Below are 23,731 nucleotides of genomic sequence, written 5' to 3'. Positions count from 1 at the left end.
GGCACCGGGCCGGTCGCGCCGTCGTGGGGATGGCGTAACCCGGGTGCAGGCCGGGTCAGCCACCTCGCACCGGGTATGGAGTACCAGGCCACCAGCGTGCAGTTCTGCGGCTTGTATCCGTTCGTCGCCGGCTCCGGCTCCCCGATGATCGGCGTGCCGATCGGCCGGCACATGCTGTGGGGTGAGGTTGTCTGTCTGGATCCCTTGCAGTGGCTGACCAGCGGCCTGGTCACCAACCCCGGCATGTTTCAGCTCGGGCAGCCCGGGATCGGCAAGTCCAGCCTCGCCAAGCGGCTGCTCACCGGCATGGTCGGCTACGGGGTGCACGGCCTCGTCCTCGGCGACACCAAACCGGACTACACGCCCCTCATCCGCGAGCTCGGCGGCCAGGTCATCACCGTCGGCCGCGGCATGGACCGGATCAACCCGCTGGACGCCGGACCGCTCGGCGCCGCGCTGGCCCGGATGAGCGGCCCGGACGCGATGCGGCTCCGCCTCGAAATCCGCGGGCGCCGGCTGTCGCTGCTGCTGGCCCTGTGCACCCTGGTCCGGGCCGGGCGGGTCACCAACCCCGAGGAGATCATCCTCGGCCGGGCCGTGGACATCCTCACCGACCGGCTCGACCGCGAACCCACCGTCCCGGACGTCCTCGCGCTGCTTGAGGAAGGCCCGGACGAGGTGCGCACCGCGGCTCGCGCCGGCACGGACGAGGACTACCGCCGCCGCGTCGACGAACTGGTCCCCACCCTCGCCCTGCTCTGCGAAGGCTCCCTGAAGGGAGTGTTCGACCAGGCGACCACCACCCCGATCGACCTCGACGCACCCGCGGTGTCGGTGGACATCTCGCACGTGTCGGCGGCCGGCGACCAACTCGTCGCCGCCGCGATGCTGTGCACCTGGAGCTACGCCTTCGGCACCGTCGACGCCGCCGCAGTCCTCGCCGAGCAAGGGTTGGCACCGCCACGGCAGTTCATCGGCGTGATGGACGAGCTGTGGCGGGCACTGCGGGGCGCGCCCGGCCTCGTCGACCACGCCGACGCGCTGACCAGGCTCAACCGACAGCGCGGCATGGCCAGCCTCATGATCACCCACAGCCTCGACGACCTGGAGGCACTGCCGACCGAGGAGGACCGCGCGAAGGCGCGGGGCTTCTTCGAGCGAGCCGCCATCAAGATCCTCGGCGCGCTGCCGGACCGGGAGCTTGACCGCATCAGCCGCATCACACGGCTCTCCAGCCCGGAACGCGACCTGGTCAGCTCATGGGCCGCGCCCGAAGCCCTGTTCCCGGGCAGCGTCCACCCCGGCCGTGGCAAATATTTGATCAAGACTGGCGAAAGGCCAGGCTTGCCGGTCGCGATGCGCCTCGTCGGTGACGAGGCCCGGCTGTACGACACCGACCGCGCCGTCCGGGGCGCTGCCGCATGAGCACATCTTCGAGTCCACTGAGAGCCATCGCGTACGGCGGTGGCGTGCAGTCCACCGCCCTGCTGGTGCTGGCCGCGACCGGCCGCATCGACTACCCGGTGTTCCTGTTCGCCAACGTCGGGGCCGACTCCGAGGAGCCGGCGACGTTGAGCTACCTGGAGCGCTACGCCAAGCCGTACGCCGCAACGCACGGCATCGCCCTGCACGAGCTGCACCGCATCCGGCGTGACGGGTCCACCGAAACCCTGTACGGACGGCTGACCAGGCCGCAGTCACGATCCCTGCCCATCCCGGTCCGGATGTCCAGCGGAGCGCCAGGAACGCGTTCTTGTACCGCAGATTTCAAGATCAAGATCATGGGTCGGTGGCTGAAGGCGCACGGCGCATCGCCGACCACACCCGCTCGGGTCGGCATCGGAATCAGTCTCGACGAGATCCACCGGGTCAACAACCGCCGCGCCATGCCGTACGAGCAGCCCGTATATCCCCTCCTGGATCACCAGCCGCCGCTGCGGCGCACCGACTGCGAACGGATCATCGCCGCGGCCGGGCTGCCGGTGCCAGGCAATAGCGCCTGCTGGTTCTGCCCGCTGCACCGGCGGATGTACTGGGCTGAGCTGCGCCGGGACCGGCCCGACATGTTCGAACGGTCCTGCCAGCTGGAGGACCTGCTCAACGAGCGGCGCGCCCGCCTCGGCCGGGATCCCGTCTGGCTGACCGCACGGAACCGACCCCTGCGGACGCTCGATGCGGCGCAGGAGACGCTGCCCGGTTTCGAACCCGACGCAGACGACGGCTCCTGCGACAACGGGGCGTGTTTCACATGACGCGCCTATCGATGCATGGACGCGTTGGCCGGGCCGCCCTGCCGTCCCGGCAGGTGTTGCAGCAGCTCACAGCGCGCGTCGCCGCCGGGACGTTGACGGTGACCGTGGGATGCGGCCTCGTCTCGGCACCGCCGTCACCGGTTGACGGAGGCGCTGCCGTAGCGCTGCTGGTCCTCCTCGCTGCCGTGCACCGCCGGTCGCAGCGCCCACGTGGCCGGCACCGTCGTCAACGCCGGCTGTCTGCAAAGGGTGGTGTGCGATGAGCCTGTCTCAGCAGCCGGTGCAGCCCCGCGCCAGCGCGGGCGCCATACCGTTGACGCCGTTCGTGGTGCTCGGCGCTGCGTGGGGCGCCATCGGCGTGACGTGGTTGGCCTGGGCCGCCGGAGCACTGACCGCCACCGTGACCGGCGGGCGCACGGGACCGGGGTACGGCGCAGCGTTTGTCACCGCGCTACTGCATGGCCGATGGAAGGTGATGTATCCGGACGTCAACCGCATGGCGGTCGGCGTGGTGTTCGGCCTGTTCCTGGCCATGGCGGCAGCGCCGGTGATCGTCGGGTGGGTGTGGTGGGAGCGGCACCGCACACAGGCCGACGACCCGCTGCCGTCGCTGGCCCGCCCCCACGAGGTCGCCGACCTTACCCCCGCCGGTGTCACCAAGCGGGCTCTGCAGCTGCGGCCGAGCCTGGCCGGCACGCCGGCCAACGACCTACCTGCCGCGCAGACCGGGCTGGCGCTGGGCACCATGCAGCGGCCACACGGCCGGTTCGGTCCGCAGCTACGCGCCTCCTGGGAAGACGGCATCGTCGCCATCATGGGCCCACGCGCCCAGAAGACCACCGCCATCGCGGTACCGCTCATCCTCGACGCGCCCGGCCCCGTCGTCGCCACCTCGAACAAGGCCGACCTATGGGCCACCACCAGCGCTGCCAGGGCCCGGGTCGGGCGGGTATGGGCGTTCGATCCACAGGGCATCACCCGCGTCGGACAGCGCTGGTGGTGGAACCCGCTCACCGCGGTCAGCTCCGTCGAAGACGCCGCCCGGGTCGCCAGCCACTTCGTGCAGCCGTTGCGCCGCGACCGCGGCGAGGACTTCTGGCTGCTCGCCGCCGAGGACCTCCTCACCTCGTTCTTCCTCGCCGCCGCGGTCAGCCACGGCTCGATGAGCGACGTGCAGGCATGGCTGGCCGACGCGAGCGAAGACCAGCCCGTCGGCATCCTCTTCGCCCACGGCTACCCCGAGGTCGCGCGGGCACTGCGCGGCCGGCAGAACGGGGCACCCGAAACCCGAGACGGCATCTACGAGACCGCTCGCACCGCAGCACGGTGTTTGCAGGACCCGCGCATCATGGCCTGGGTCAACGAACCCGCCGACAACGAACTTGAGCGATTCGACCCGGACGCGTTCCCGGTCGGCAGCGACACGCTGTACCTGCTGTCCAAAGACGGCGCCGGCTCGTCCGGGCCGCTGGTCGCCGCGCTGACCGACCAGGTGATGCGGCACGGCGTCCGCCGGGCCGAGGCCCGCGGCGGCCGGCTCGACCCACCGATGCTCGCCATGCTCGACGAGGCCGCCAACATCTGCCCCCTGGCCGACCTGCCGCTGCTCTACAGCCACTACGGCAGCCGCTCCATCGTGCTCGTCACCATCCTGCAGACCTACCAGCAGGGCAGCACCGTCTGGGGCGACAAAGGCATGGGCACCCTGTGGGGCGCCGCCACCGTGAAGCTCATCGGCGCCGGCGGCGACGACCCCCGCTTCGCCGCCGACGTGTCCTCGCTCATCGGCGAACACGACGTGGCGACCATGTCGCTCACCCGCGACGGCAACGGCAACGTATCCCGGCAGGTCAGCGTCCGCCGGCAGCGGATCATGGGACCCGAAGACGTCCGTGCCCTCAAGCGCGGCACCGCGATCCTGCTCGCCTCTGGTGCCCGGCCCGCGCTGCTCCGCCTCGACCCGTGGTTCCGCCAGCCCGGTGCGCCGGCCCTGGAGTTGGCGACCGCGAAGGCGATCACGCAGATCAGCGACGCCGCCGAACGCGAACGCCTGCTCGCAGACCTTGCCCAGGACGGCGTGCAGCTACCGGCTGCGCCTGCGCCGCCGGTCCTAGGGGCACCGAACTCGACGCCGCCGTCCGCGTCCGCGGCGCCCAGTACCAGATCGGGGGCCGGAGGCGTCCAGATGTCCGACGACGATGAGGGCGGCCCGGGGGCAGCCCGGCGCACCGCGAAGCCCTCCGCGCCGCAGTTCCGCGGTCCGACGAGGCAGCCGTGACCGCCGCTCGCCCGTCCGACCCGGACCGGCTGATCGCCGCTCACCGGGTCGCCAACGAGTTCTACCGCAGCCACCTGCTCGACGAGCCCCGCGCCCTGGCGTACCTGCGCAGCCGCGGCATCGTCGCGGCGAGCGCATCGACCCCGCCGTGGACCATCGGCTACGCCCCCCACGGCTGGACCAACCTCCGCAACCACCTCCGCGCCAACGGCTTCACCGACGACGAACTCCTTAACGCCGGGCTGATCACAATCGCCCGCAACGGCAACCGCATCGACGTCTTCCGCGACCGCGTGATGTTTCCGATCCGCAACGCCGCCGGCGACATCGTGGCGTTCACCGGACGGGACCTGTCCGGCCGCGACGGCACACCCAAGTACCGCAACACCACCACCACAGCCATCTACCACAAGAGCGTCCTCCTGTACGGGCTCGCCGAGCAGTTCGCTGGCACCGCCCAGCCCGCGGCGGTGATGCTCGTGGAAGGTCCGGCCGACGTCGTGGCCGTGGCCCGGCTGCGCCACAACCTGCCGGACACCCTCTACCCGGATCCGTACTACGCCGTCGCTCCCTGCGGCACGGCGCTGACCGCCGAACAGGTCGCGCTCCTGGCCGCAGCCGTGCCGCCGGGAACACCGATCGTGGCTGCCTTCGACGCCGACGACGCCGGACAAGCCGCCATCGACAAGTCCTACCAGCTGTTGCGGGCCTGGCCAGGACCAGTCGACGCAATCTCGCTTGAGGGCCGTGCCGACCCAGCGTCGCTGGTAGCTGCTGGGCTGGCCACCGCAGTCGGAACATTCGCCCACCTGCGCCGGCCGCTGGTCGACGTGGTCCTCGATCACCGTCTGAAGCCGCACCTCGCCCGGCTCGACACCCGGCTGGACGAGCTTGCGCGAATCGGCCGCGACCCGTCGTCGGAGTCGCTGCTGATCCGCCTCAACGCCGTCCGCGCGGTAGCACCATTCATCGGCGAGGTCGCCCAGGACAACCCCGACCTTGCTGCTCGACTATCGATCGAGTTGGGCGCACGATTGCGGGTCGAACCGTTGACCGTGCTGGAGACCATCTACCCACCGCAGGACGACGACGCCATCCCCGTCGGCGTGCCTGACCGTCCGAACCCGGATGCCGTCGCATTGGGCACCCGCGGATTCCCCGACCCCAGCATCGTCGGGCACGGGTATGCACGAATCTGCCCTGCCGATGCTCCAGCCGCCACCTGGGTCCAGCACGACCCGCAGACCGGCCACACGGCCTGGGTCCTCAGCGAAGGCACCGGCGTTGACCCGGCCGATCGTGATGCCGCACGCTTGGCCGCCGAGGTCGCCGGGCGGGCCGCGGTCCTGGTCGGCGCTCGCCAGGCCGTCGAGATCGCCCGGGTCGCCGTCAACGCCGCGTTCGCTGAGCCCGGGACCCGGCAGGGCAACGCCAGCATCGTCGTGGTCTGCTCGTTCGACGGAGACCGGCCACAGCAGGGCACCGGACAGTTCACCGTCGCCTGGGCCGGAGACGCCCGCGCCTACGCCACCGCCAGCCCGCTACACGCTCAGACGGCCACCGACGCCGCCCGGATACGCAACTGGTTCGCTGCCGTGACCGTCGACCACACCGTCGGCGCTCGGCACACCGACGCCTCCACCGTGCAGCGGCCAGCAACGGGTTCGAGCTCGGCAGCGGCACCCCAGCCCGGTGGCCGGAGCTCGCACGTCGGCGACCAGTTACTCACCGCATCGGTCCGCGGCGGCGCAATCGGCATCAACCGGCTCGACCTGCCGCCCACCACGGTCCTGCTTGCCGGACGACGCGTCACCGCCATCGGCATCCAGCAGCTGCGCACCGCCATCGAACCGCGTCGCCCGGAGGTCACCGTGGCCGGACTCCGCCAGCTCGCCGGGCCGGAGGCCGTAGCCATAGCGATCCGGCCCGACCCTGCACAACTGCACGATGTGATGACCGCGGCCCGGCTCGCTCGACAAGGCCAAGCCGTCACGGACACGACCCAGCACGCCCGGTGCCCTGGCACCCGCCGGCCGGACACCCGCTCGGCACTCCCGGCCGGACCGATATCCGCGCCCTCTGCGCCCTGACACGACGCGACAGCCGCGCGCCCCTCTGAGCACTGCCCTCGCTGGGCGATGCGGCTGCGGAGGCGTTCGGCGCGGGCGTCAAAGGTGTTCGAGTCTGGCGGCGAGTGCTTCACCGGGGACTTCGAGGAATCCGGCGAAGGCGTGGGCAGTGGCAACAGGGGCACCAGCCGGGTCGAACGACGACGCCAACTCATAGCCCGCTATCTATCACTGCATTCTGGGTATCGGTGTCAGTCTGGCGAGTCTGTCGGCGCCTTCTGCCGGTTGATGGCCGCGTTTGGACGGCCGCCGGAGTAAGCACGCCTGGAGGGCAGACGATAATCACGTCGCTGATGTGGTCGACCTGGAGCAGCGTGCGTCGAGTCAGTTCATGGTGCTCCACGGAGGACGTTGAGTCGTAGATGAACACGACCAGCTCTCGGTAGAGGTCGGTTCGCTTGAGGTAGGCGATTGAGTCAACCATCACCTCATGCTCGACTTTTTTGAATTCAGAGCGGTTGTGGACGTACTTGGCTTCGATCAAGACCTTCAAGCTGGGGATAGCGAAGTCGGCTCGGGTGCTGCCGTGACCGAAGCGCGGGAGGGTGTCCTCATCGATGAGGTCGTCAAATACCGAACGCAGGATGAGCCAGAGGATCGCCTGGACTTCTTCCTCGCGAGGGATGGGCCATTGAACGGGTTCCCGCACTCGGTCGACCGGGTCGTCCCAGCGCCAGCGCAGCATCGCCGATTCGAACCGGTTGAGGACGAGACTGAGGTGTGTCTTGCTGAGAACGAGCTGGTCGATGCTGGTGACTGTGGCGTGGATCGCAGAGAAGGCCAGTAGCGCCGCCTCGGGGATGGTGAGGGCGGCTGCGTCGACCATCGCGGCGGCGTGCAGCACGCCCAACTGCAAGGACCTCATGTCGTCACGGTCGCTCAGCTCCGCCAGACCTGTGGTGACCATCCAGTAGGCCATCGCCTTGTCGCCGTCAGAGGCTAGGGAGCTGCTGCTGATGGGCCGGGGGGTGATGGCCGCCGTGATGGCCAGGACGTACTGCTGGGCCAGGTCGTGCAAACTGTCGGTGGGTTTGAGTCGTGTGTCTTGCAGCATCGCGGCTAGCCAGGCGACGCCTTCGGGCATACCGCCCTGCACGGCTTTGGCGGCAAGGCCGACGCCCAGAAGGACCCGCATGTCGTGCATGAAGTTCAGTCGGCCCGCTCGGAAGTGATCGCGTTGCATGAGTCGCTGTAGCCCTGAGACTACTGCCGGCGCCATGGCGGTGGTGTCAGGGTCGCTCGGCGAGATGGCGTACCCGATGGTCGCTAACGGTCCGACCTCGTCGAGCTGGTAGGTGTGTTCATCCAGCCACGCTCGGCTGGGGCCAAGGTTCCAGGTCAGTCCGCCGCGGTTGCCGAGGACGTGTTGGGCGAACAGGCCGTCGAGATCTCCGGGTGTGTTGCCACTGTTGACGCGCCGGAGGAGGGCTGCGAGTTGGCCTCCGAGGGATGCGCTAGCCGCGTTGGGGTCGGCGGGTTCGGTCATAAGAACCATCTACTGTCGCGCAAGTGGGTGGAGATGATGTCGGAATTCCAGTTCCTGACCTGGCGAAGCTGGCTGAGCAGGCTAGCGATCAGCTCTGAGTATGCGATCGACACTGGTTGGCTGCTTGGGTAGAGGCGTCGCCATGAAAGGGCGGTGAACCGGAACAGTTGCTCTGCTAGGTAGTCGAGGTCTTTGAAGGTCGATTCGCGGTGCAACTTAATCAGCAGCGGTCGCGGTGCTCCTTGGAGCGCGGTCTTGAGTTCACGGGGACCGACGGTGGAGATCAACATTTCGCTGTTGCTGACCCGCACGGCGTGACCGCGGGCAGGGACATACACCCCCTTGCGGGTGCGGCCCATCTCGACGCCGTTGCTACTGCGGTCGAACATCATCCAGTTGTGGTGGTCAGCGACGTGCAGAAACGCAAACTCCACGCCGGCGTACTGCCCGGTGAGGTCCTCGACGAGCTTCTTGACCGCCTGAGCCTCGCGGTCTTTGAATGGCTTGAAGACGTGGAAGATCAGGCGGATACGGTCTTGGCGCTGCCATCCGTTGCGTGCTTTGACGTCTTCGATGCAAGTCCGCAGGGCGAGCATCAACTCCTGCGGGTAGGTGTCGTAGGTGGCCTCGCCGGAGATGTTGGAAACCCGGTAGTGCCCATCGGAGGTGAAGACCGTGGTGATGCCGACATAACGCTCGCTGCGCGCGAGCCGGTTCGGCCGGTCGTGGGCACTTCCGATGCCCACGACCAGCTCCTGCGCCATCGGCCGGTCCACCACCTTCGCGACGTACGGGGTGCCGGCAAGCTTGGCGTAACAGGCCACAGACATAGTGTTGAGCAGGTGGCCGAGGTCCGGTCGCTTGAGCTTCTCGAGCCGGAACATCTGGACGGGGATGCCGTGGCCCATCAGCACGGATTTCGCGACCAGGTACGGGCTGGCGTTGCCGCTGAGCTGGCGCTGCTGCTCGCTGACGAACACGATCGCCAGGTCTGGCCGTGGTCCCTTTTCCAGGAGGTCTTTACATGCCTGCCGGTAGGCGGAGGCGTCCCGGACGCCTCCGTCGAAGTACTGGTAGACAAATTCGCACGAGTTCAGGTGATACTTGCGAATGAATCCCTTGGCGAAGGAGCCGTCGCGGGTGCCGTCGGCGAAACTGCGGACAAAGGTGTCCACCGCACCTTCGGCCCGCAGCGGCGCGATCACCGCGATCCGTGGGGTCTTCGGGGTGAACCCTTGCGCGTCGTAGGGGCCGTATGTGTTGAGGCCGCGGTCGGCGTACTCGTGGGTCTTGCCGCCGCCGAGGTCGAACACGAAGGTCGGCTCGGTCAAGCGGCGGCTAGAGACGTGGATGCCTGATGCCTCATCGCCGAGGGCGTGCCCGACGGATGCCGAGACACCGAGGGCGATCGGCAGCGGGCCGTGCTGGCGAAGCCAGCCGCCGAACTTTTCTGTAAGATCCATTCGCCCTTCGGAGCCCGCGACCTTGAACGCGGCCTGCTCAAGCTGCCTGGCGACGCGGCCGGCCGACGGCCCCGCCACCGCGGTCAGGACCTCGTCGAAGCACTCCTTGCTGCCTTCAAGCCAAGCCTGGTCGGCACTGATGGTCTCGGACCCGTCTGCGGTGGTCACCTTGAGCAGGTCACCGAGGACCTCCGTCACAATCCCCTTGAGGCGGCGCCGGCTCCTGGGATCTTCGAATGGGCGCGGCGGCGCAGAGTCCGCAGTGGTCAGCACATATTTGTCGACAAGGTTCACGTTGCGGCGAAGCAGTTCAGCCGCCGACCAGTCGATCTCATAGCGGGTCTTGATCCCGACGATGATCCCTGGCAACGCAGCGGGACCGTGGCGACGTACGTCCAAGGTATATTCGGGAAAGATATGAAGACCCTCAAGACCCGGGGTGTTTCGCGCCGCGGTCGCAACGAGGTCCCGTGCCCGCGAGCGCATGGCGAACACGGGGTTCTTCGGCGGGAACGCAGAGAGCTGGAACGGGTCACGCCAGCCAGTCAGCGCTCGCACCAGTGCTGCCTGGAGCAGATATGTTACGAGCGCCTCGTCACCGTCGGCAGCTTTAAACTCGCGGACTTCGCCGATTTGTTGGGCGTCGGAGACGTACGGTACGCAGGCGACCTCGTTGGAGTATGGCAGCTTCAACACTACGTGGCTGGCAGCGAGGCGTTGGCGCAGTTCTTCTAGGCCGTCCCGGGACTCGTACGCTACGACCCCGCCTCGGAACATGGCGCCTTCGAATGTCACCGGCAGGTAGTTAAACACCAGCCCCGGCTCGCTCCACGTGCGCTGATCTGCGGTTCGTCTGGCGGTGTCCGCGTGCAAGCTAGGCTCTCCTCCGGGTGCTAAATGCCACGAAAGCGATGCGGTCGTAGATCGCGAAACTCTGTCGATGGCTGCCGCCAGGTACGGGGAAAGAAATGCTACTCCGCCATGGCTGTCGCCTGGTTCTCCCGCGGGCAGCATGAACATCCAGCCAGCGAAACTCTGCCAAACTCGTAATTGATCCGCCACGGACAGTGTATAGCGCTCGTCCAGTTCGCCGAACTTGCGGGCACGTCCGCGAATCGCTGGCCTGATGCCGCACCAATAGGCACGCGCGCCACGAGGTCGACACATGGCAGTGCGGGCCAAGCTGTCGCTGGCGGCGACCTCGTAACGCACTGCGCCCGGATGGGCGAACCATCCGGGCGCGGCAATCATCTGTAATCGTTCATCTCGCCCGGGTTCTGCTGTCTCCTTCACGCCGTCGCTGGCAACCGGCGGCTCCCGGTGGCGTCGTCGTCGACGCCGAGTAGCTTGAGGAGCAGGTTCGTGGGCACGAGGTAGCGCCGGCCGATGCGTAGCACCCGGACTGGGAACTGTCCGGCCTTGGCCAGCTCGTAGGACTTGGAACGGCCGATGCCAAGCACAGCGCCGGCAGTCTCGATGTCCACCGTGGCGGGCAGCTTGCGGACGGCATCGATCGTCCATACCTCGCCGGGGTTCTGCGTCGTGACGGTCATGGTGGTCGCTCCTCCTGCCGCCGGCTGTCAGCCGGCACCGCTCGATGTCGTTCCGAGCGTGCTCGGCAACCATGGACGCAGCGGTGCCCCGTAACGCTGGGGTCGTGACGGGCAGCGTCTTCGTCAATCCCGCGATTCCGAGGCTGCTCGCTCACGCTCACAGGGCCGCCCGCGAGGCCGTTCACCTGCGCGCCACCCCCCTGACGCGGCCGCTTTCGGTGGCTTTCGGCTGGTGGTGTGCTTCCGCCTGGACCGGGAACGGCTGATCCGAGCGGCCGGGCAGAAGTGTCCGGTTCGCGGGTTGAGGCGGCTGCGGCCGTAGGCCAACATGCAAGGACAGCGATGGGCCGACGTGGGGAGTGGCTGCCGTGCACGAGATTCTGCCGTTGGAGATGCCCGACGGCGCGTTGGTGTGGGCCCGGGTCGACATCCCCGACGCCGACGCCGGCGAAGCGCTCCGGGGCGGCGGTCCGTCCGACGTCGGCATCGGCGACAAGGCCGCGTCCGCGCTGCGCGGGCTGCAGGAGTCGCTGCACAGCGTGGTCGTCAACGTTCGCCAGGGCTTGCAGGCAGCCGCTCCCGATCAGGTCAGCGTCGAGTTCGGGATCGAGCTCGCGGCCGCCGACGGCGGTGTGGTGGCCGCGCTGACCGGCCTGTCGGGCAGCGCCACGATCAAGGTGACCGCCACCTGGGGCCAGGCAGCACCGGCCGCGGGCTGAAGCCTGCATGGCCAGGCTGCCGACCGACAACATCGCCGACATCCTGCGCGACGAGTGCCTCGTCCTCATCGAGGGCGGCCACACCATCGGCAGCGGCTTCTTCGCCGCGCCCGGGTTCGTCCTGAGCAACGCCCACGTCACCGGGGCCGAGGTCGGGCACAAGGTCAGCATCTCGTGGCAGCACCACCGGGTCACCGGTACCGTACGCTGGGCGTCCCCGCCGCCACCGGCCAACGCCAGAACTTGGCCGTATCCGGACCTGTCCGTCGTGGAGCTGGACAAGGGAGCCCCGCAGCACACCTGCGCGTTGCTCGAACAGAGCGAACCGCCGGGCAGCAGCGATCTGCTGGCGATCGGCCACTCCGTCATCTACCAGGGGGTGCCCGAGGCGAACCCGGCCCTCGTGCGGTACGGCGGGAAGACCGGCCACCCGCCCGAACAGTTCTTCGTGCTCAACGGCAACGAGCTGCCTGAGGGCATGTCCGGCGGGCCGGTGCTGGCCCTCGCAACCGGCGCCGTATGCGCCATCACCAAGATCCAGCGACTGAAGAACACGACGATGGGCGGCCGGGCGGTCCCGCTGCGGGCGCTGCGCGGTATCGACGCGTCGCTGTACCGGTGCATCTGGCGGGCACACGACCGGTACCACGCAACCGGATCCCGGTGGCTGGAGCTCATCGACAGCATGCGGCTGCCCCTGACGTCCGGGCTCGACCATCGCGAGGAACGGCAGCTGCGCGGCCTGCTCGCCGAACTGCCGTCCAGCGACGATCACGGGGGCAGGTGGCGCAGCGTCGCCGGACTGCTGCCCCTGGACCCACAGACGCCGCTTATCGACTACCGGGACGTGGCCGAGGAGCTCGGCCAGCTGTACCGCCAGAACGAGCGCTCACTCCCGCTGGCTGTCGCCTATGCCGCGGACCTCGCCCGCGACGGCGCCGGAGCGCATGCGGATGCGTTGAGTGACTGGGCGCTGGCCGTGTCCCGGCGCCGCGGCCAGGCCGGCGCCACCACGGCCCGGCTGGCCGCGGCGCCGGCCGCGCCGCAGATCGTCTCGCTGATGGCCGAGCTGACCCCGACCAGCCCGCAACGCAAGCGCGTGCGGCTCAGCGTCTGGCAACACCTCAGTTCCGGCGACTCGGTGCAGGTGTACCTCGGGCCGACGTCGCTCAGGCCTGAGAGCGCCTGGCGTAAGCTCAAGGATCTGCTCGTGGCGGAGCTGCGGGTGGCCGGCCGCTCGCAGGACGCTGTTCGGATCGAGATCTTCGCTCCGGTGGAGCTGATGGATGAGCACGTCGGGGGCTGGCGCCTGTGGCCCGAACACCAATGGACCGAGCTGGGCCGTGACTACCCGGTCGTCCTGCGCAATGTCGACCGCCGCTACGACGGCCGGATCGAGGGCAGGTGGCAGGCGCGCTGGAACAGCCTGGCCGGCGCCCCGGTCGGCGGGGCCGTCAAGCCGATCGTCTGCGAACAACGCACGCACGAGGCACACAGCGGTCGCATCGAAGCCGATCCGCAGCTGGGCGCGTTGGCGCTGGCGGCCTCGCCGTTCGAGTCGCCGACCCGGACCGCCCTGGAGGTCGCGCTGGCCGCGGGCGTGCCGGTCGTCCTGTGGCAGCGTCGAGCGTGCCGCCATTGCGTGGCCCCCGACAACGCGGCCTGCCCGGGCGCTGACTTCGTCCGCGACATCGCGCAGCAGCTGGCGCAGACGCCGCTGGACGAGCTTCCCGAGCGCGTGCGCACCCTGCGCAACAACGCGCTGGATCCGGACAACCCCGTCAAGTGCGGCAAGGACCTGGTGCTGTTGTGGGACGACCCGTACCGTCAGCCGCCACCGATGAAGCGACCCGCGAGCAGGTAACAGCCCGGTCGAGGGAGAGGAACGCATCCAGTGAACGAATGGCTGATCTACCGGGGCTCCGGGGTGCCGCACGACGACATCGACTCGCTCCCTCCGCCGCCGCCGTGGCGACAGTTCGAGTCCATGTCGCCGCCGTACGAGACCGACCTCGCCGAGGTGTACCAGGGCCCGACCGCGGCCCGGGCTGACCGCTACATCGTCGATCAGGCGACGCTGGACATGGTCAACACCGCGCTGTACCTGCGGCGCCCGCTGCTGGTCACGGGTCCGCCTGGATCGGGCAAGACGTCGCTGGCCTACGCCGTCGCCCACGAGCTGAGGCTCGGTCCGGTCCTGCGCTGGGCGGTCACGAGTCGCAGCACGCTGCTCGACGCGCTGTACCGCTACGACGTGCTGGGCCGGCTGGGGGACGCGCAGCTCAACGGGGCCGCCGAGATCGGCAGCTTCCTACGCCTCGGGCCACTCGGGACCGCGATGCTGCCGGCCCGAAGGCCGCGGGTGCTGCTCATCGACGAATTCGACAAGAGCGACGTCGACCTGCCCAACGACCTGCTGGAGATCTTCGAGGAGGGCCGGTTCACCATCCCGGAACTCGTCCGCCTGGAGGACGTTGCCGCGGTGGAGGTCGGTACCGCCGACACCCGGCGCGCGTCGGTAGTGCGGGGCCAAGTGTCCTGCAGGGCGTTCCCCATCGTGATCATGACCAGCAACGGAGAACGGGACTTTCCGCCGGCGTTTCTGCGCCGCTGCCTGCAGCTGCAGCTGCCGCAGCCCACGCGCGACATGTTGAACCAGATCGTCCAGGCCCATCTCGGGTCGTGGAGTGAGCGGAGCGAGGAGCTCATCGAAGCGTTCCTCCGCCGGCGCGAGACCATCGAGCTGTCGACCGACCAACTACTCAATGCGGTGTACATGGCCGGCAGCCTCCAGGCGCACGACGTCGCCAATCGCGCGGAGCTCGCCGAGCTGCTGCTGCAACGCTTGGGCGACGTGGAGCTCTGAGCATGGCGGCCCCCGACGTCGAGCCCGTCCGGCGGCTGCTGGCCGACCTGACCGGCTCCGCCACTGCCGAGGAGATCGCCGACTGCCTCTGGCTGGCCGCCCACCTGCCCAACAGCGGGCGCCCGGCCGGGCCCAGGGCCTACGCCCGGGCAGACGACACCGAGCCACCCGCGCCCCCGGCGCGGCCGCCACACGTACGGTCACGTCCGGTCCCGGCGAACACCGAGCCGGCCGAGTCGCCCCGGCCGGTCGAGATCGCCACCCTGCCGGTGCCGGTCGCGCCAGCACCCTCCTCGGCGCTGCACGGATCACTGCAGATCCTGCGCGCCCTGCGCCCGCTGAAGCGCCGCGCCCCGTCGCCGCAACGGTGGGAGCTCGACGAGGCCGCGACCGTCGCCCTGATCGTCGAGCAGAAACTGTGGGTGCCGGTCATGCGTCCCGTCCGCGACCGCTGGCTCGACCTGGCCGTCGTGATCGACGAGAGCCCGCTCGCTCCGCTGTGGCGGGACACCATCGACGCGTTCGTCGACACCTGCCGGTACCTCGGCGCCTTCCGCACCATCACCGTGCAGCACCTGCGCAGCGTCGAGGGCGCCGCGATGCTCGCCCGCACCGCCGAGCCGTCGCAACGGTTCCGTCCGCCCGGCGCGCTACCGGCCGCCGGCCGGCGGCAGCTCATCCTCCTGATCAGTGACGCACTCGGCCCGAACTGGCCGACCGGCGCCGCGAACCGCGTCCTGGCCCAGTGGGGCGAGCAGGCCGCCGTGGCCATCGTCGATCCGCTGCCGGAGCGACTGTGGCGCCACACCTGGCTGGAAGCGATCGACGGCTACCTGTCGGCACCCCACCGCGGCGCGGCGAACGCACAGACCCGGGCGAGGACCCAGCGCGACGGCGTCGGCTCGGGCGCGTTGTCCGTCCCGGTCCTGGAGCTCGACCGGCAATGGCTGCGTCCGTGGGCGCACTACACCGCGGGAACGTCCGGTCGCTGGACCGACGCCGCCATCACGTTCGTCGGCGAGCGGCGACCGGTCCGTACGGCCGGACCCGAGCTGATACCAGCGCCGCCAGACCCGGTCGAGCAGGCGTTCACACTGCGCACGTCGCTCGCCCCAGACACCTACCGCCTCGCCGGTCTGCTGGCCGCCGCCGCGCCCCTGACGATCCCCGTCATGCGACACGTGCAGCAACAGCTCCTGCCGCAGACCGGCCCGGCGGAAATCGCCGAGCTCTACCTGTCCACCATCTTCGAGCCGACGGCCCAGGTCGGCCCGACCACGCTCTACGACCTCAAGCCGGGCCTGCGCCCCGTGCTGCAGTCGACACTGCGCTACTACGAGATTGCCGACGTCGTCACCACCGTCAGCAGTTACCTGGCCGAACACCACTCCGGCCCGGACGCGGTAGGGGCGGCGATGCAGGCCGAGTTCGCCCGCGTGAGCCGTCCGGTGCTCAGCCGGCTCGGGGTACGCGCTCCGCAGCTCACCCCGCGCCCCACCGATCCCGCACAGGTGACCCACCCTCGGCTGCGCCGTACGATCTCCATCCGCATCACGCAAAACCCGCCTGGACACGAGTTCCTCATTCTCGGTCCGGACCGGTTGACCGAACTCTCCTATCGATCGGCCACGGAGCCCCGCGCCGTCGCGGACTACGTCAACCAGCTGCTCGCTGCCTGGAGCGATTTCGCGCGAGGAACCACCGGCTCCCGCGACGATGCCTGGTACCGGCTGGCAGACATGGGGTATCGGCTGTTCAGACTGCTCTTCGACGACGAGCCCCTCCGAAAGCTTGGGGAAACACTCGCCAACGTGCTGTGGGAGCAGGACCACATCATCACGGTCACGTCGGACGACGTGCACATACCGTGGCAGCTCCTGTACGTCCCACGGCCCGGCTCGCCGTCGCCTTCCCGCGACGTCCCGGTCGACGTGCGCGGCTTCGTCGGCTACCGCCACCTGGTCGAGAACCGCCCCGCGTCCGGCATCGAGTCCGTCAGCGACATTAGCTTCACGGGCCGCCCGAGCGCCGCCTTCGTCACCAGCCGCTCGCTACGCCCCGGGCCCGACACAGCCGACGACGAACTGCTGAACACGATGGCCTACCGGGCCCGGACGACGGTGATTTCAGCCTCGGACCAATTCGACGAGCACTTCCGGGGCCAAGCCCCGCAACTGCTGTACCTCGACACCCCGGCGACCATCGGCAACCTCTACCTGATCTTGTCCTCACCAGCGGCCCTGCAGGGCAGCCCACTCGTATTCCTCAACGCCGACGCCCCGACCAATACCGCATACCGCGCATTCGAGTTTCTCCGGGCCGGAGCCTCATGCGTGATCCAGGCCGCGCCGCAGACCCCCGTCGAGGCCGCGAACCGGTTCGCCACCGAGTTCTTCAACGAGGTGCTGTCGACACGGGTCTCGTTCGCAGAGACGTTGCGGCGACTGACCCGACGGTATATCGACCGTGACGGCGACCCGATCGGGCTCGGCTATGTCGGCTACTGCACCGTCGATGCGCACTTCTGCCCGACCGACGTGGAACCGCACTGGCTACAGTCCCGGCAGCCACGCGCCGGCGCCGATGCCCAGTGAATTGCCGTGTTCGCCGTGGCCAGGGTTGTCGACGTACAGCTCGAAGCCGGCCGGATAGAAGATCATGCCCACGGATGTCTCGCTTTCGTGCGGTGACGACTCGGAGGGACCCCCTTGGCCCTGCTGCGTGGTCTCGTCGCGACGGGCGGCGCGTTCAGGCGCCGTCGACTCGCGCACGAGCGAGTTCTCGCAGGACTCGGGAGCCGTAGTTGTTGGTGTGGAACGCGACGTCGAGCTCCTTGCCGGTAACGGGCGCCCCCTGCGCGATCCGGTCCTGGGCGTAGGCGAGCATCTGCGCCCGCAGGGACGCACCTGACCCACCCCGCCGAGCCTTCGGACCAGCGCCGCCGCTGGCACCAACAGCGCCGCCCCGCTGACTGTTGCTGCGGCTACGAGTCCCGCGACGGGTGGTCGCGCTGGGCGTGCCGCTCCCATCCCGGGCATTCGTCTTGCGGCCAGCAGGCGTTCCGTCTCCCACCTTCGTCGCACGGCCGACGGGTGCCTCGTCTCTCGGCTCTGTCTCGTCGCCGATGGCCGTCTCGTCTGCCGGCTCCGTCTCGTTACCGGCCGCCGTCTCGTCTCCCTGGACCGTCTCGCTGCCGCCGGTCGTCTCGTCTCGCGTGTTCGTCTCTCGGCTCGCAGTCGTCTCGTCCGGCTCCTCCGCGCTGTCGCGCGGCGGGACGATGGTTCGGGAGGCTTCCTCGCGTGGTGCCTGTTCCGGGCTGTCGGGGCCGACCGCAGTTGGACGGAGCACCGGACGTCCGCGGCGGATCGCTTGGCGGGCCAGCTTGGCTGAACCGTACTGCTCGATCGCGTCGACAGCGTCGCGCCAGGCAAGGTCGGTGGTGGTGTAGCCGTCGCGGACCGTCAAGAGCCAGGCGATGCGGGTGATCGGGCGCATGTACAGCCATCGAGCCAGCCCGAATCGGGGCCGGGCGGCCGGGAGCTTGCCTTCGGCGCGGAGCTGGGTGCGGTGCCGGTAGGTCGACAGGAGCTCCCAGAGGATGACGCCGGTCAGCGACATCAGCCCATAGGAGACGGCCTCGCCGGTGGGGGCAAAGTTCGGGCCGGCTGCATGCCAGTAGTTCATGACCGCGGCCCCCGCGGCGAAGCCCCAGGTTGCAGCGCGGAACAGCAGCGACGAGTCGCCGGCCGCGCGGGCGCGCCAGTCCAGTCGGGCCACATAGGCGGTGGACAGCTCGAACCCGGCGGCGAAGACGACCGCTGCCGGGAGCGGCCAGTGCATGACCTCCATCGCGAAGCGGATCTGCCCCACCCAGGCGACGGCCATCGGAAACACGATCGGCAGGGTGAACAACGCCCACTCCGCCACCTGGGGAACCGCGGTGGTCAGCCGTGCCCAGCGGGCGGCTCGGCGGACTTGCCGGCGTTTGCGGCGCTCGCGTTTCTCCCGCTCAGCGGCGTCACGCTCCCGGCGAGCCGCTGCCCGACGGGCGTCCTGGAGTTCCAGGTCCAGCTTGGCCGCGCGAGCGCGCCGCTCGACCTCGGCGTCGGCGTTGAGCCGGTCCTGTTCGGCCCGGCTGATCTGGCGCATCGTCCGCGCGTCGGTGACCTCCGCTCGCACCGTCCTCGCGGCCTGGAGCGTGTCGCTCGGCTCGGCGTCGGCGGGGTTGCTGGTCAGGGTGGTCACGGCGTGGTCCTTCCGGTTCGGCGCTGTGTCCGGGGCTGCGGTGCTCTGGGTTGCTGCGGAGGTGCCAAGTCTCTGTTCGGCTGGCCCGTAGCGCTTCCGCCAACGCTGGCCGCGCTACGGACCTGGTGGTGCACAGTGATGGTGTCGACGAACCGTTAGCGGACCTGCTACGGGTAGGAGCATTTGCCCTGGTGGCGGCCCAGGTCGTCGCGTCTGGCCACGTGCTGCCGCGGTCCGGGCGCCGCCGGCGGTGGCGGTCTTCGGTCCTGCTGACAGGTGGAGCTCGTCCAATGGGTCGCCGCGGGTACGCCGACCCGGACCGCCTCGTCGCGACCGGATCACCACCTGGAACCGGAACGACAGGGCTGCACGAGCGGCCCGCACGGCCCGACCCGCAGGGCTGCGGCGACTGCCCTCCCCTCCGTCGCGTACCTGGTCCGGTCGCTGGGCCCCGGGTCGGACGGAGTCGATCGGCGCTGGACGCGCTGGTGCCTCGGCAAGCAGAGGCTGGTGTGCTGCGGCGGCAAGCCGTTCGACCATCGCGCACCAACGGCGTAGATCCTGGCGACGGGCCTGGATCACCGCGCACCGCGGGCAGTTCAGCGGCTCCTGGGTCGTCACCCAGTCGGTCTGCCGCCGCCGCGCCCGGCAGGCAGGGGTCGGCGTGCGCGGAGGCGCGTGGCGAGCTAGGTCGAGGTGGGCGTGGCCGCCCTGGGCGCCGATCACGTGTCGCTCGCCCGCCACGCTGTGGTCCCATCTGGTGGGCCGGGCTTTGGCTTGGGGATCGGGCGCGATCGTGGTCGCTGCGGAGGCGAGCGTCGCGAAGCGGCGCAGCTGTTCGCCGATGCCGCGGGTGCCGTCCAGCGGGCAGGTCGCGTTCGGCCAGACGAACCGGGCGAGGCGTGCGTACGGCGCCGGGGCGAGAACGACGACGTCGGTGACGTCCAGCAGGCCGAGCTGTTCGGCCTGTTCGCGCAGCGCCTCGGCGGTGATCGTGTGCCGCTGGCCGAGCCGCGCGTCGTAGCGCAGCAGCATGTCGGACAGTTCCACCAGGCCGTACCAGGCGGACAGGATCATTACCCTGGTGCCGGGCGTGCGGATCGCGTCGGCGGCGCGGCGGGCCGCCCGGTGGTAGCTGCCGACGTACAGCTCGCCGGCTGGTGCTTCGATGCGGTCCACTTTCCGGGCACCACAGACCACGATGATCAAGCGTTGCGGCGCGGGAGCGGGCTCCGGGAGGCGGCGCTGGCCGGCGGCGTACTGCTGGTGCTCGGCGACGGTCCAGCCCAGCCACGCCCAGCCCGGCAGCCAGCTGCGGCCGTCGGGGAAGGTGGTGCGATATCCCCGGCCGTGTCGCCAGGCCGCGACCGTCGGTCCGGCCGAAGGGTGCAGCAGTTCGTTGCGGATCCGCCTTGGTCCGCCGCCATCGACGTCGACCACGGAAGTCTTCGGTCCGATCGAGCGGAGGATGCCGCCGCCTTGACCACCGTCCCGCGCCGGGAGCGAGCCGGGCATGCAGCGGACCCGCTGGCCGGGCGCAACCGTGCCCGGCCCGGTCGGCAGCGGCACATCCATGCACGTCTCGGTCGGCATCGCGAGCGGAGTCCTGGGCTGCCAGCCAGGCGTGACGGAGCCGTGACGGTTGACCGTGCCGTTACGGTAGGCGGCGGCGTGCGGCCGGCACACGGTGACCTGCCCGCCGCCGGCTAGGCTGAGCCGCAGCGTCGCCCGGTTCGAGCACGCCGCGCACGCGTACGGGTTCGGGTGCTCGAGCCGCTCCTCGGCCAGGACGGCGGGCACGGCAGACTCGGGGTGATTGCTGGTCACGGTTGGCGCTCCAGATCTCCGGGGCCGGCCCCGGGCAGCGAGGCCGGCCGACAGCGGGACGGTTACCGGAGGTTGCGGGCGGGGCAGTCCAGTTCGTTGTGCTGATCGGCAGTCGGGCCACAGACGGCACCGGCGATCGCCAGGTCCAGCTCGGCGCAGGTCTCGGCCGGCGCGTGCAGGGTGCGGATCCGGGTCCGGTCCTCCGCCGCGCCGCACCGCCCGGTCTCGTCCCACTGATTGCCACGCCACGGACGCCGGGCGCCGGCCAAGGCCGGGTAGATCTGGTGCCCGCAGTGCCGGCAGGTCGCCACCTGGGTTCCATCGGCGTAGCACTCACGCGTGCCAGCACGCAGCACGATCGTCACGGCAGCGCCGTCTTGCAGGATGTGGCGGACCTGCTCAGTGTGCGAGCCGCAGGCGCCGAGCGTGTGTCCGCGGCGGGTGAGCAAGACGTTGACGGCCGTGACCGAGCATCGCTCCGCGTCACACGGCATCGTGGCCGGTTCGTCTGCGTCCAGGCATCGCTGGCACCGTGCCTCGGCAGCGTGTGCGCGCAGGCACGGTCGACGCACGGGCTCCTGCGCCGCCCGAGCGCGGTGCTGCAAGTCGACGAGGTTGTACCCGCACCTCGTCTCGCCCTCGGGGAGCAGCAGGTCCGCGACCGCGGTTCCGTCAGCGCGCACGTGGAGCGCGGTCACCGCCGCAGCGATGCTGATGCCCGAAGCGGCCACGCTGTCGCCGACGCGGACGGGGATGCTGTACGCGCCACGCGGGAGGATCACCGAGCGGCTCGGGACGCCGTGGCGCCACGCACCGCGGGTGGTCAACTCGATGCCACTGACCTCGAAGTCGCCGCGGTGATCGGTCCGGACCGAGGTGACGTCGAGGGCGAAGCCGCCGGCGAGGGTGCGGTACGTGTGGCCGCTCATGGCCGCGCCCGGGGATACCGTGATGCGGTCCCCTGGCTGCAGCCCATACACGTCAGTGCTGGTCATTTTGGGCTCCTTCACTGTTCGCAAATTGGGCCCGAGCCTTCACGAATCCGTCGTGATGCCGGCAGCTGTCGCGTCATGGGAGGACCCATACGTCAGCGTGTTGGCGGGTTCGGCTCGGGTGACGAAGCGTTGGTGGATTCGGCGGAAGCTCAGCCGTCGATTTCGCCGAAGTCCTCGGCGTTGAAGTCGTCGCCGTCGAGGCGTGCTGCTGCGGCGTACAGCGAGAGGCCGATGTCCTGCAGGTCAGCGGTCATCCCGTGCAGGTAGACGACCAGGACCCGCATCGGCTGGGGTGCAGCGCCCCATTCCACGACGAGGAAGTCGATGAGGAACTCGCGTGCCCGCTCGACCAGCGACGTGGCGTGTGTTTCGCCGACGAGTTCGACCGCGGTGGCGACCATGGCGGATCGAAGATGGTAGCCACCGTGACGCTGGCCGCGGCGGACGGTCCACTCGACGCAGCCCAGCTCGCGCAGGACGAAAGCTCGGGCCTGACCGTCGATGACTCGGTGGTCTGACAGGCGTCGTACCGTCGCCCGCAGGATGGTGGACTCGTCGAAGACACCGGTCCCGAACGGACACGCGGGGCGGCACGGGGCGTTGCGGTGCGTGCCGCAGCCGACGCAGTTGTCGTTGTGGTCGTACTCGGCAACGGGTGTGGTGGCCCGGCCGGTGTGCCGCTCGTGGTCATGGGCTGTGGTTTCGGGCATTGCCGGACGCCTTTCGCGGTGAGGACCGGGGTGGCCTGGTAGCGGAAGCGCCGCGTTGCGGCGCTCCCGCAGGGCTGGCGTGGCTACGTGCGGTCCAGCGGCAGGTACCAGCCGCCGCCCAGCTCGCCGGGCTCGAACAGGTCGGCTCCGCGCTCGCGGTAGACCGCGGTGAGCAGCCGGTTGATCTCAGCGAGTTCCGCGTAGGGGTCGCCGTCGCGGTCGTCGAGCCACAGGCGTTCTCCAGGCTCGTCCGCGCCCTGGAACACTTCGCCGTCCTCGTCGGGCCACAGCAGCCGATCGGCGCTGGCGAGATCCCACAGGATGATGCCGTCGCCGAGACCAGGGTGGTTGAGGTAGGCCATGACGGCGTCGGGATAGCTGCGACGGATGCGGGTGATCACCTCATCAAGCAGAACGTTGGCGGTGTCGCGCTGACCGTCGCGGCTGCTGGCCGCCGGGTCTGATTCGTTCGACATGGGTTCCTCCAGACAGGACGCGGGATCGGGTGGCCGGCTGGCCGCGCAGGACCTCATCGCATGCGTGGCCAGCCGGGGCGGGAGCGGTCAGCAGTCCAGCCGGGCGGGCGCCGAGGCGCTGTCTCCGGACGGGCGGGCGCCGCGGCGGGACGGACCGCAATGTCCGCGAATCGCGCGGTCTTGATCGACCGGAACGGCTCCGTCCAGGAGCTGCGCGGGTCAGCCGCGTCGCGGATTGCACCTTCGGTCGTGTACTCCACGGCGGCGTTGAGTCGACCGATTCGTACGATGACACCGACGCGCCACCGTCCCCGTGAGTCGATCGCCGCGACGTCGCCGATCTTGAGGGCGGTGCCGAAGCTGAATCCGGCGGCCTCCACCTGGTCGCGGTTGGAGTAGCACGCCGCCAGGCGAATCAGGTCTTCGATGGGTGGTGCGGTCTGATGGCTCTGACTGGAGTCGGAGGACGTAGGGTTGGTCATTGGAAACGCCTTTCGCAGAGGTTGTTTCCGCAGCCCGGCTGGTGTTCCCGCACCCGCCGGGCGCCTCACCGCAAGCGTATAATAAAAGGTATAGACAAAGATAGAGGTGGAGTGTCTTTTCTTAGAGCGACCGGCAATAGGGCGTAAGTCGGTCAGAAGATCAGAGCGGGGCAGCAAGCGGGCACAGGCATCAACGATCATGTGAGTTCTCTACGCTCCGTGATCGACAAGGATGCCCGTGCCCGCGATC

General features: G+C 69.6%; 17 protein-coding genes. 8 read left to right on the top strand and 9 right to left on the bottom strand.

Annotated features, from left to right (window positions below; translation table 11 throughout):
- Positions 1-75: 75 nt before the first annotated feature.
- From ABD332_RS58100 to ABD332_RS58085, 4 genes are all read left to right on the top strand, one after another.
- Entirely contained in the window at positions 76-1,425 is a 1,350-nt protein-coding gene (locus ABD332_RS58100; protein WP_344515443.1) for a hypothetical protein, read from the top strand.
- A gap of 44 nt (positions 1,426-1,469) precedes the next feature.
- Positions 1,470-2,252: a phosphoadenosine phosphosulfate reductase gene (locus ABD332_RS58095; protein WP_344515441.1), complete on the top strand. Its 783-nt coding sequence runs from the start codon at positions 1,470-1,472 to the stop codon at positions 2,250-2,252.
- Positions 2,253-2,511: 259 nt separating this feature from the next.
- The gene (locus ABD332_RS58090; protein WP_344515439.1) at positions 2,512-4,530 is read left to right on the top strand and encodes a type IV secretory system conjugative DNA transfer family protein; all 2,019 of its coding nucleotides are present in this window, start codon (positions 2,512-2,514) and stop codon (positions 4,528-4,530) included.
- Entirely contained in the window at positions 4,527-6,620 is a 2,094-nt protein-coding gene (locus tag ABD332_RS58085; RefSeq protein ID WP_344515438.1) for a toprim domain-containing protein, read from the top strand. Before ABD332_RS58090 ends, ABD332_RS58085 begins: the two co-directional genes overlap by 4 nt.
- Before the next feature lie 190 nt (positions 6,621-6,810).
- Here the strand turns inward: ABD332_RS58085 and ABD332_RS58080 are convergent, their stop codons facing one another.
- From ABD332_RS58080 to ABD332_RS58070, 3 genes are read right to left on the bottom strand one after another with little or no spacing between them, the layout of a single operon-like run.
- The gene (locus tag ABD332_RS58080) at positions 6,811-8,145 is read right to left on the bottom strand and encodes a PD-(D/E)XK nuclease domain-containing protein (RefSeq protein ID WP_344515436.1); all 1,335 of its coding nucleotides are present in this window, start codon (positions 8,143-8,145) and stop codon (positions 6,811-6,813) included.
- Complete coding sequence (locus ABD332_RS58075; protein ID WP_344515434.1) at positions 8,142-10,859, bottom strand: argonaute/piwi family protein; 2,718 nt, start codon at positions 10,857-10,859, stop codon at positions 8,142-8,144. Before ABD332_RS58075 ends, ABD332_RS58080 begins: the two co-directional genes overlap by 4 nt.
- Positions 10,860-10,897: 38 nt before the next feature.
- On the bottom strand, positions 10,898-11,161 hold the full coding sequence (locus ABD332_RS58070; RefSeq protein ID WP_344515432.1) for a DNA-binding protein: 264 nt from the start codon (positions 11,159-11,161) through the stop codon (positions 10,898-10,900).
- A 368-nt stretch (positions 11,162-11,529) separates the two neighbouring features.
- On the opposite strand from ABD332_RS58070, the gene ABD332_RS58065 reads away from it, so the two are divergent.
- The 4 genes from ABD332_RS58065 to ABD332_RS58050 are packed head-to-tail and all read left to right on the top strand — an operon-like array spanning position 11,530 to position 17,340.
- Positions 11,530-11,880 (top strand): CU044_2847 family protein, encoded by a 351-nt coding sequence (locus tag ABD332_RS58065; RefSeq protein WP_344515430.1) that lies wholly within the window; start codon positions 11,530-11,532, stop codon positions 11,878-11,880.
- Between the two features lie 7 nt (positions 11,881-11,887).
- A complete protein-coding gene (locus ABD332_RS58060) occupies positions 11,888-13,744 on the top strand; it encodes a VMAP-C domain-containing protein (RefSeq protein ID WP_344515428.1) in 1,857 nt (618 codons plus the stop codon).
- Between the two features lie 30 nt (positions 13,745-13,774).
- Positions 13,775-14,746, top strand: coding sequence for an AAA family ATPase (locus tag ABD332_RS58055; RefSeq protein ID WP_344515426.1), 972 nt, complete (start codon positions 13,775-13,777; stop codon positions 14,744-14,746).
- A gap of 2 nt (positions 14,747-14,748) precedes the next feature.
- Positions 14,749-17,340 carry an SAV_2336 N-terminal domain-related protein gene (locus ABD332_RS58050; RefSeq protein ID WP_344515424.1) on the top strand — a complete coding sequence of 864 codons (2,592 nt, stop codon included), beginning with the start codon at positions 14,749-14,751 and terminating at the stop codon, positions 17,338-17,340.
- 154 nt (positions 17,341-17,494) lie between these two features.
- Here ABD332_RS58050 and ABD332_RS58045 read toward each other — a convergent pair whose 3' ends face one another.
- The 6 genes from ABD332_RS58045 to ABD332_RS58020 form a co-directional block, all read right to left on the bottom strand.
- Positions 17,495-18,991: a DUF2637 domain-containing protein gene (locus tag ABD332_RS58045; RefSeq protein ID WP_344515422.1), complete on the bottom strand. Its 1,497-nt coding sequence runs from the start codon at positions 18,989-18,991 to the stop codon at positions 17,495-17,497.
- A gap of 114 nt (positions 18,992-19,105) precedes the next feature.
- A complete protein-coding gene (locus ABD332_RS58040) occupies positions 19,106-20,818 on the bottom strand; it encodes a DUF6884 domain-containing protein (RefSeq protein WP_344515420.1) in 1,713 nt (570 codons plus the stop codon).
- Positions 20,819-20,880: 62 nt separating this feature from the next.
- A complete protein-coding gene (locus ABD332_RS58035; protein WP_344515419.1) occupies positions 20,881-21,813 on the bottom strand; it encodes a hypothetical protein in 933 nt (310 codons plus the stop codon).
- A gap of 149 nt (positions 21,814-21,962) precedes the next feature.
- The gene (locus tag ABD332_RS58030; protein ID WP_344515417.1) at positions 21,963-22,523 is read right to left on the bottom strand and encodes a hypothetical protein; all 561 of its coding nucleotides are present in this window, start codon (positions 22,521-22,523) and stop codon (positions 21,963-21,965) included.
- Positions 22,524-22,606: 83 nt separating this feature from the next.
- Positions 22,607-22,999, bottom strand: coding sequence for a hypothetical protein (locus ABD332_RS58025; RefSeq protein ID WP_344515415.1), 393 nt, complete (start codon positions 22,997-22,999; stop codon positions 22,607-22,609).
- Positions 23,000-23,052: 53 nt separating this feature from the next.
- Positions 23,053-23,682 carry a hypothetical protein gene (locus ABD332_RS58020; RefSeq protein ID WP_344515413.1) on the bottom strand — a complete coding sequence of 210 codons (630 nt, stop codon included), beginning with the start codon at positions 23,680-23,682 and terminating at the stop codon, positions 23,053-23,055.
- Positions 23,683-23,731 lie beyond the last annotated feature (49 nt).

The organism is Dactylosporangium maewongense (genome assembly GCF_039531485.1).
GTDB classification, from domain to species: domain Bacteria; phylum Actinomycetota; class Actinomycetes; order Mycobacteriales; family Micromonosporaceae; genus Dactylosporangium; species Dactylosporangium maewongense.
This window is presented reverse-complemented; position numbering and strand designations above follow the sequence as displayed.

Coding starts and splice junctions, on each gene's coding strand:
- ABD332_RS58100 (WP_344515443.1), top strand. CDS start 76: ATGGAGTACCAGGCCACCAGCGTGCAGTTCTGCGGCTTGTATCCGTTC.
- ABD332_RS58090 (WP_344515439.1), top strand. CDS start 2,512: ATGAGCCTGTCTCAGCAGCCGGTGCAGCCCCGCGCCAGCGCGGGCGCC.
- ABD332_RS58080 (WP_344515436.1), bottom strand. CDS start 8,145: ATGACCGAACCCGCCGACCCCAACGCGGCTAGCGCATCCCTCGGAGGC.
- ABD332_RS58075 (WP_344515434.1), bottom strand. CDS start 10,859: ATGATTGCCGCGCCCGGATGGTTCGCCCATCCGGGCGCAGTGCGTTAC.
- ABD332_RS58070 (WP_344515432.1), bottom strand. CDS start 11,161: ATGACCGTCACGACGCAGAACCCCGGCGAGGTATGGACGATCGATGCC.
- ABD332_RS58060 (WP_344515428.1), top strand. CDS start 11,888: ATGGCCAGGCTGCCGACCGACAACATCGCCGACATCCTGCGCGACGAG.
- ABD332_RS58050 (WP_344515424.1), top strand. CDS start 14,749: ATGGCGGCCCCCGACGTCGAGCCCGTCCGGCGGCTGCTGGCCGACCTG.
- ABD332_RS58035 (WP_344515419.1), bottom strand. CDS start 21,813: ATGACCAGCACTGACGTGTATGGGCTGCAGCCAGGGGACCGCATCACG.
- ABD332_RS58030 (WP_344515417.1), bottom strand. CDS start 22,523: ATGCCCGAAACCACAGCCCATGACCACGAGCGGCACACCGGCCGGGCC.
- ABD332_RS58025 (WP_344515415.1), bottom strand. CDS start 22,999: ATGTCGAACGAATCAGACCCGGCGGCCAGCAGCCGCGACGGTCAGCGC.
- ABD332_RS58020 (WP_344515413.1), bottom strand. CDS start 23,682: ATGATCGTTGATGCCTGTGCCCGCTTGCTGCCCCGCTCTGATCTTCTG.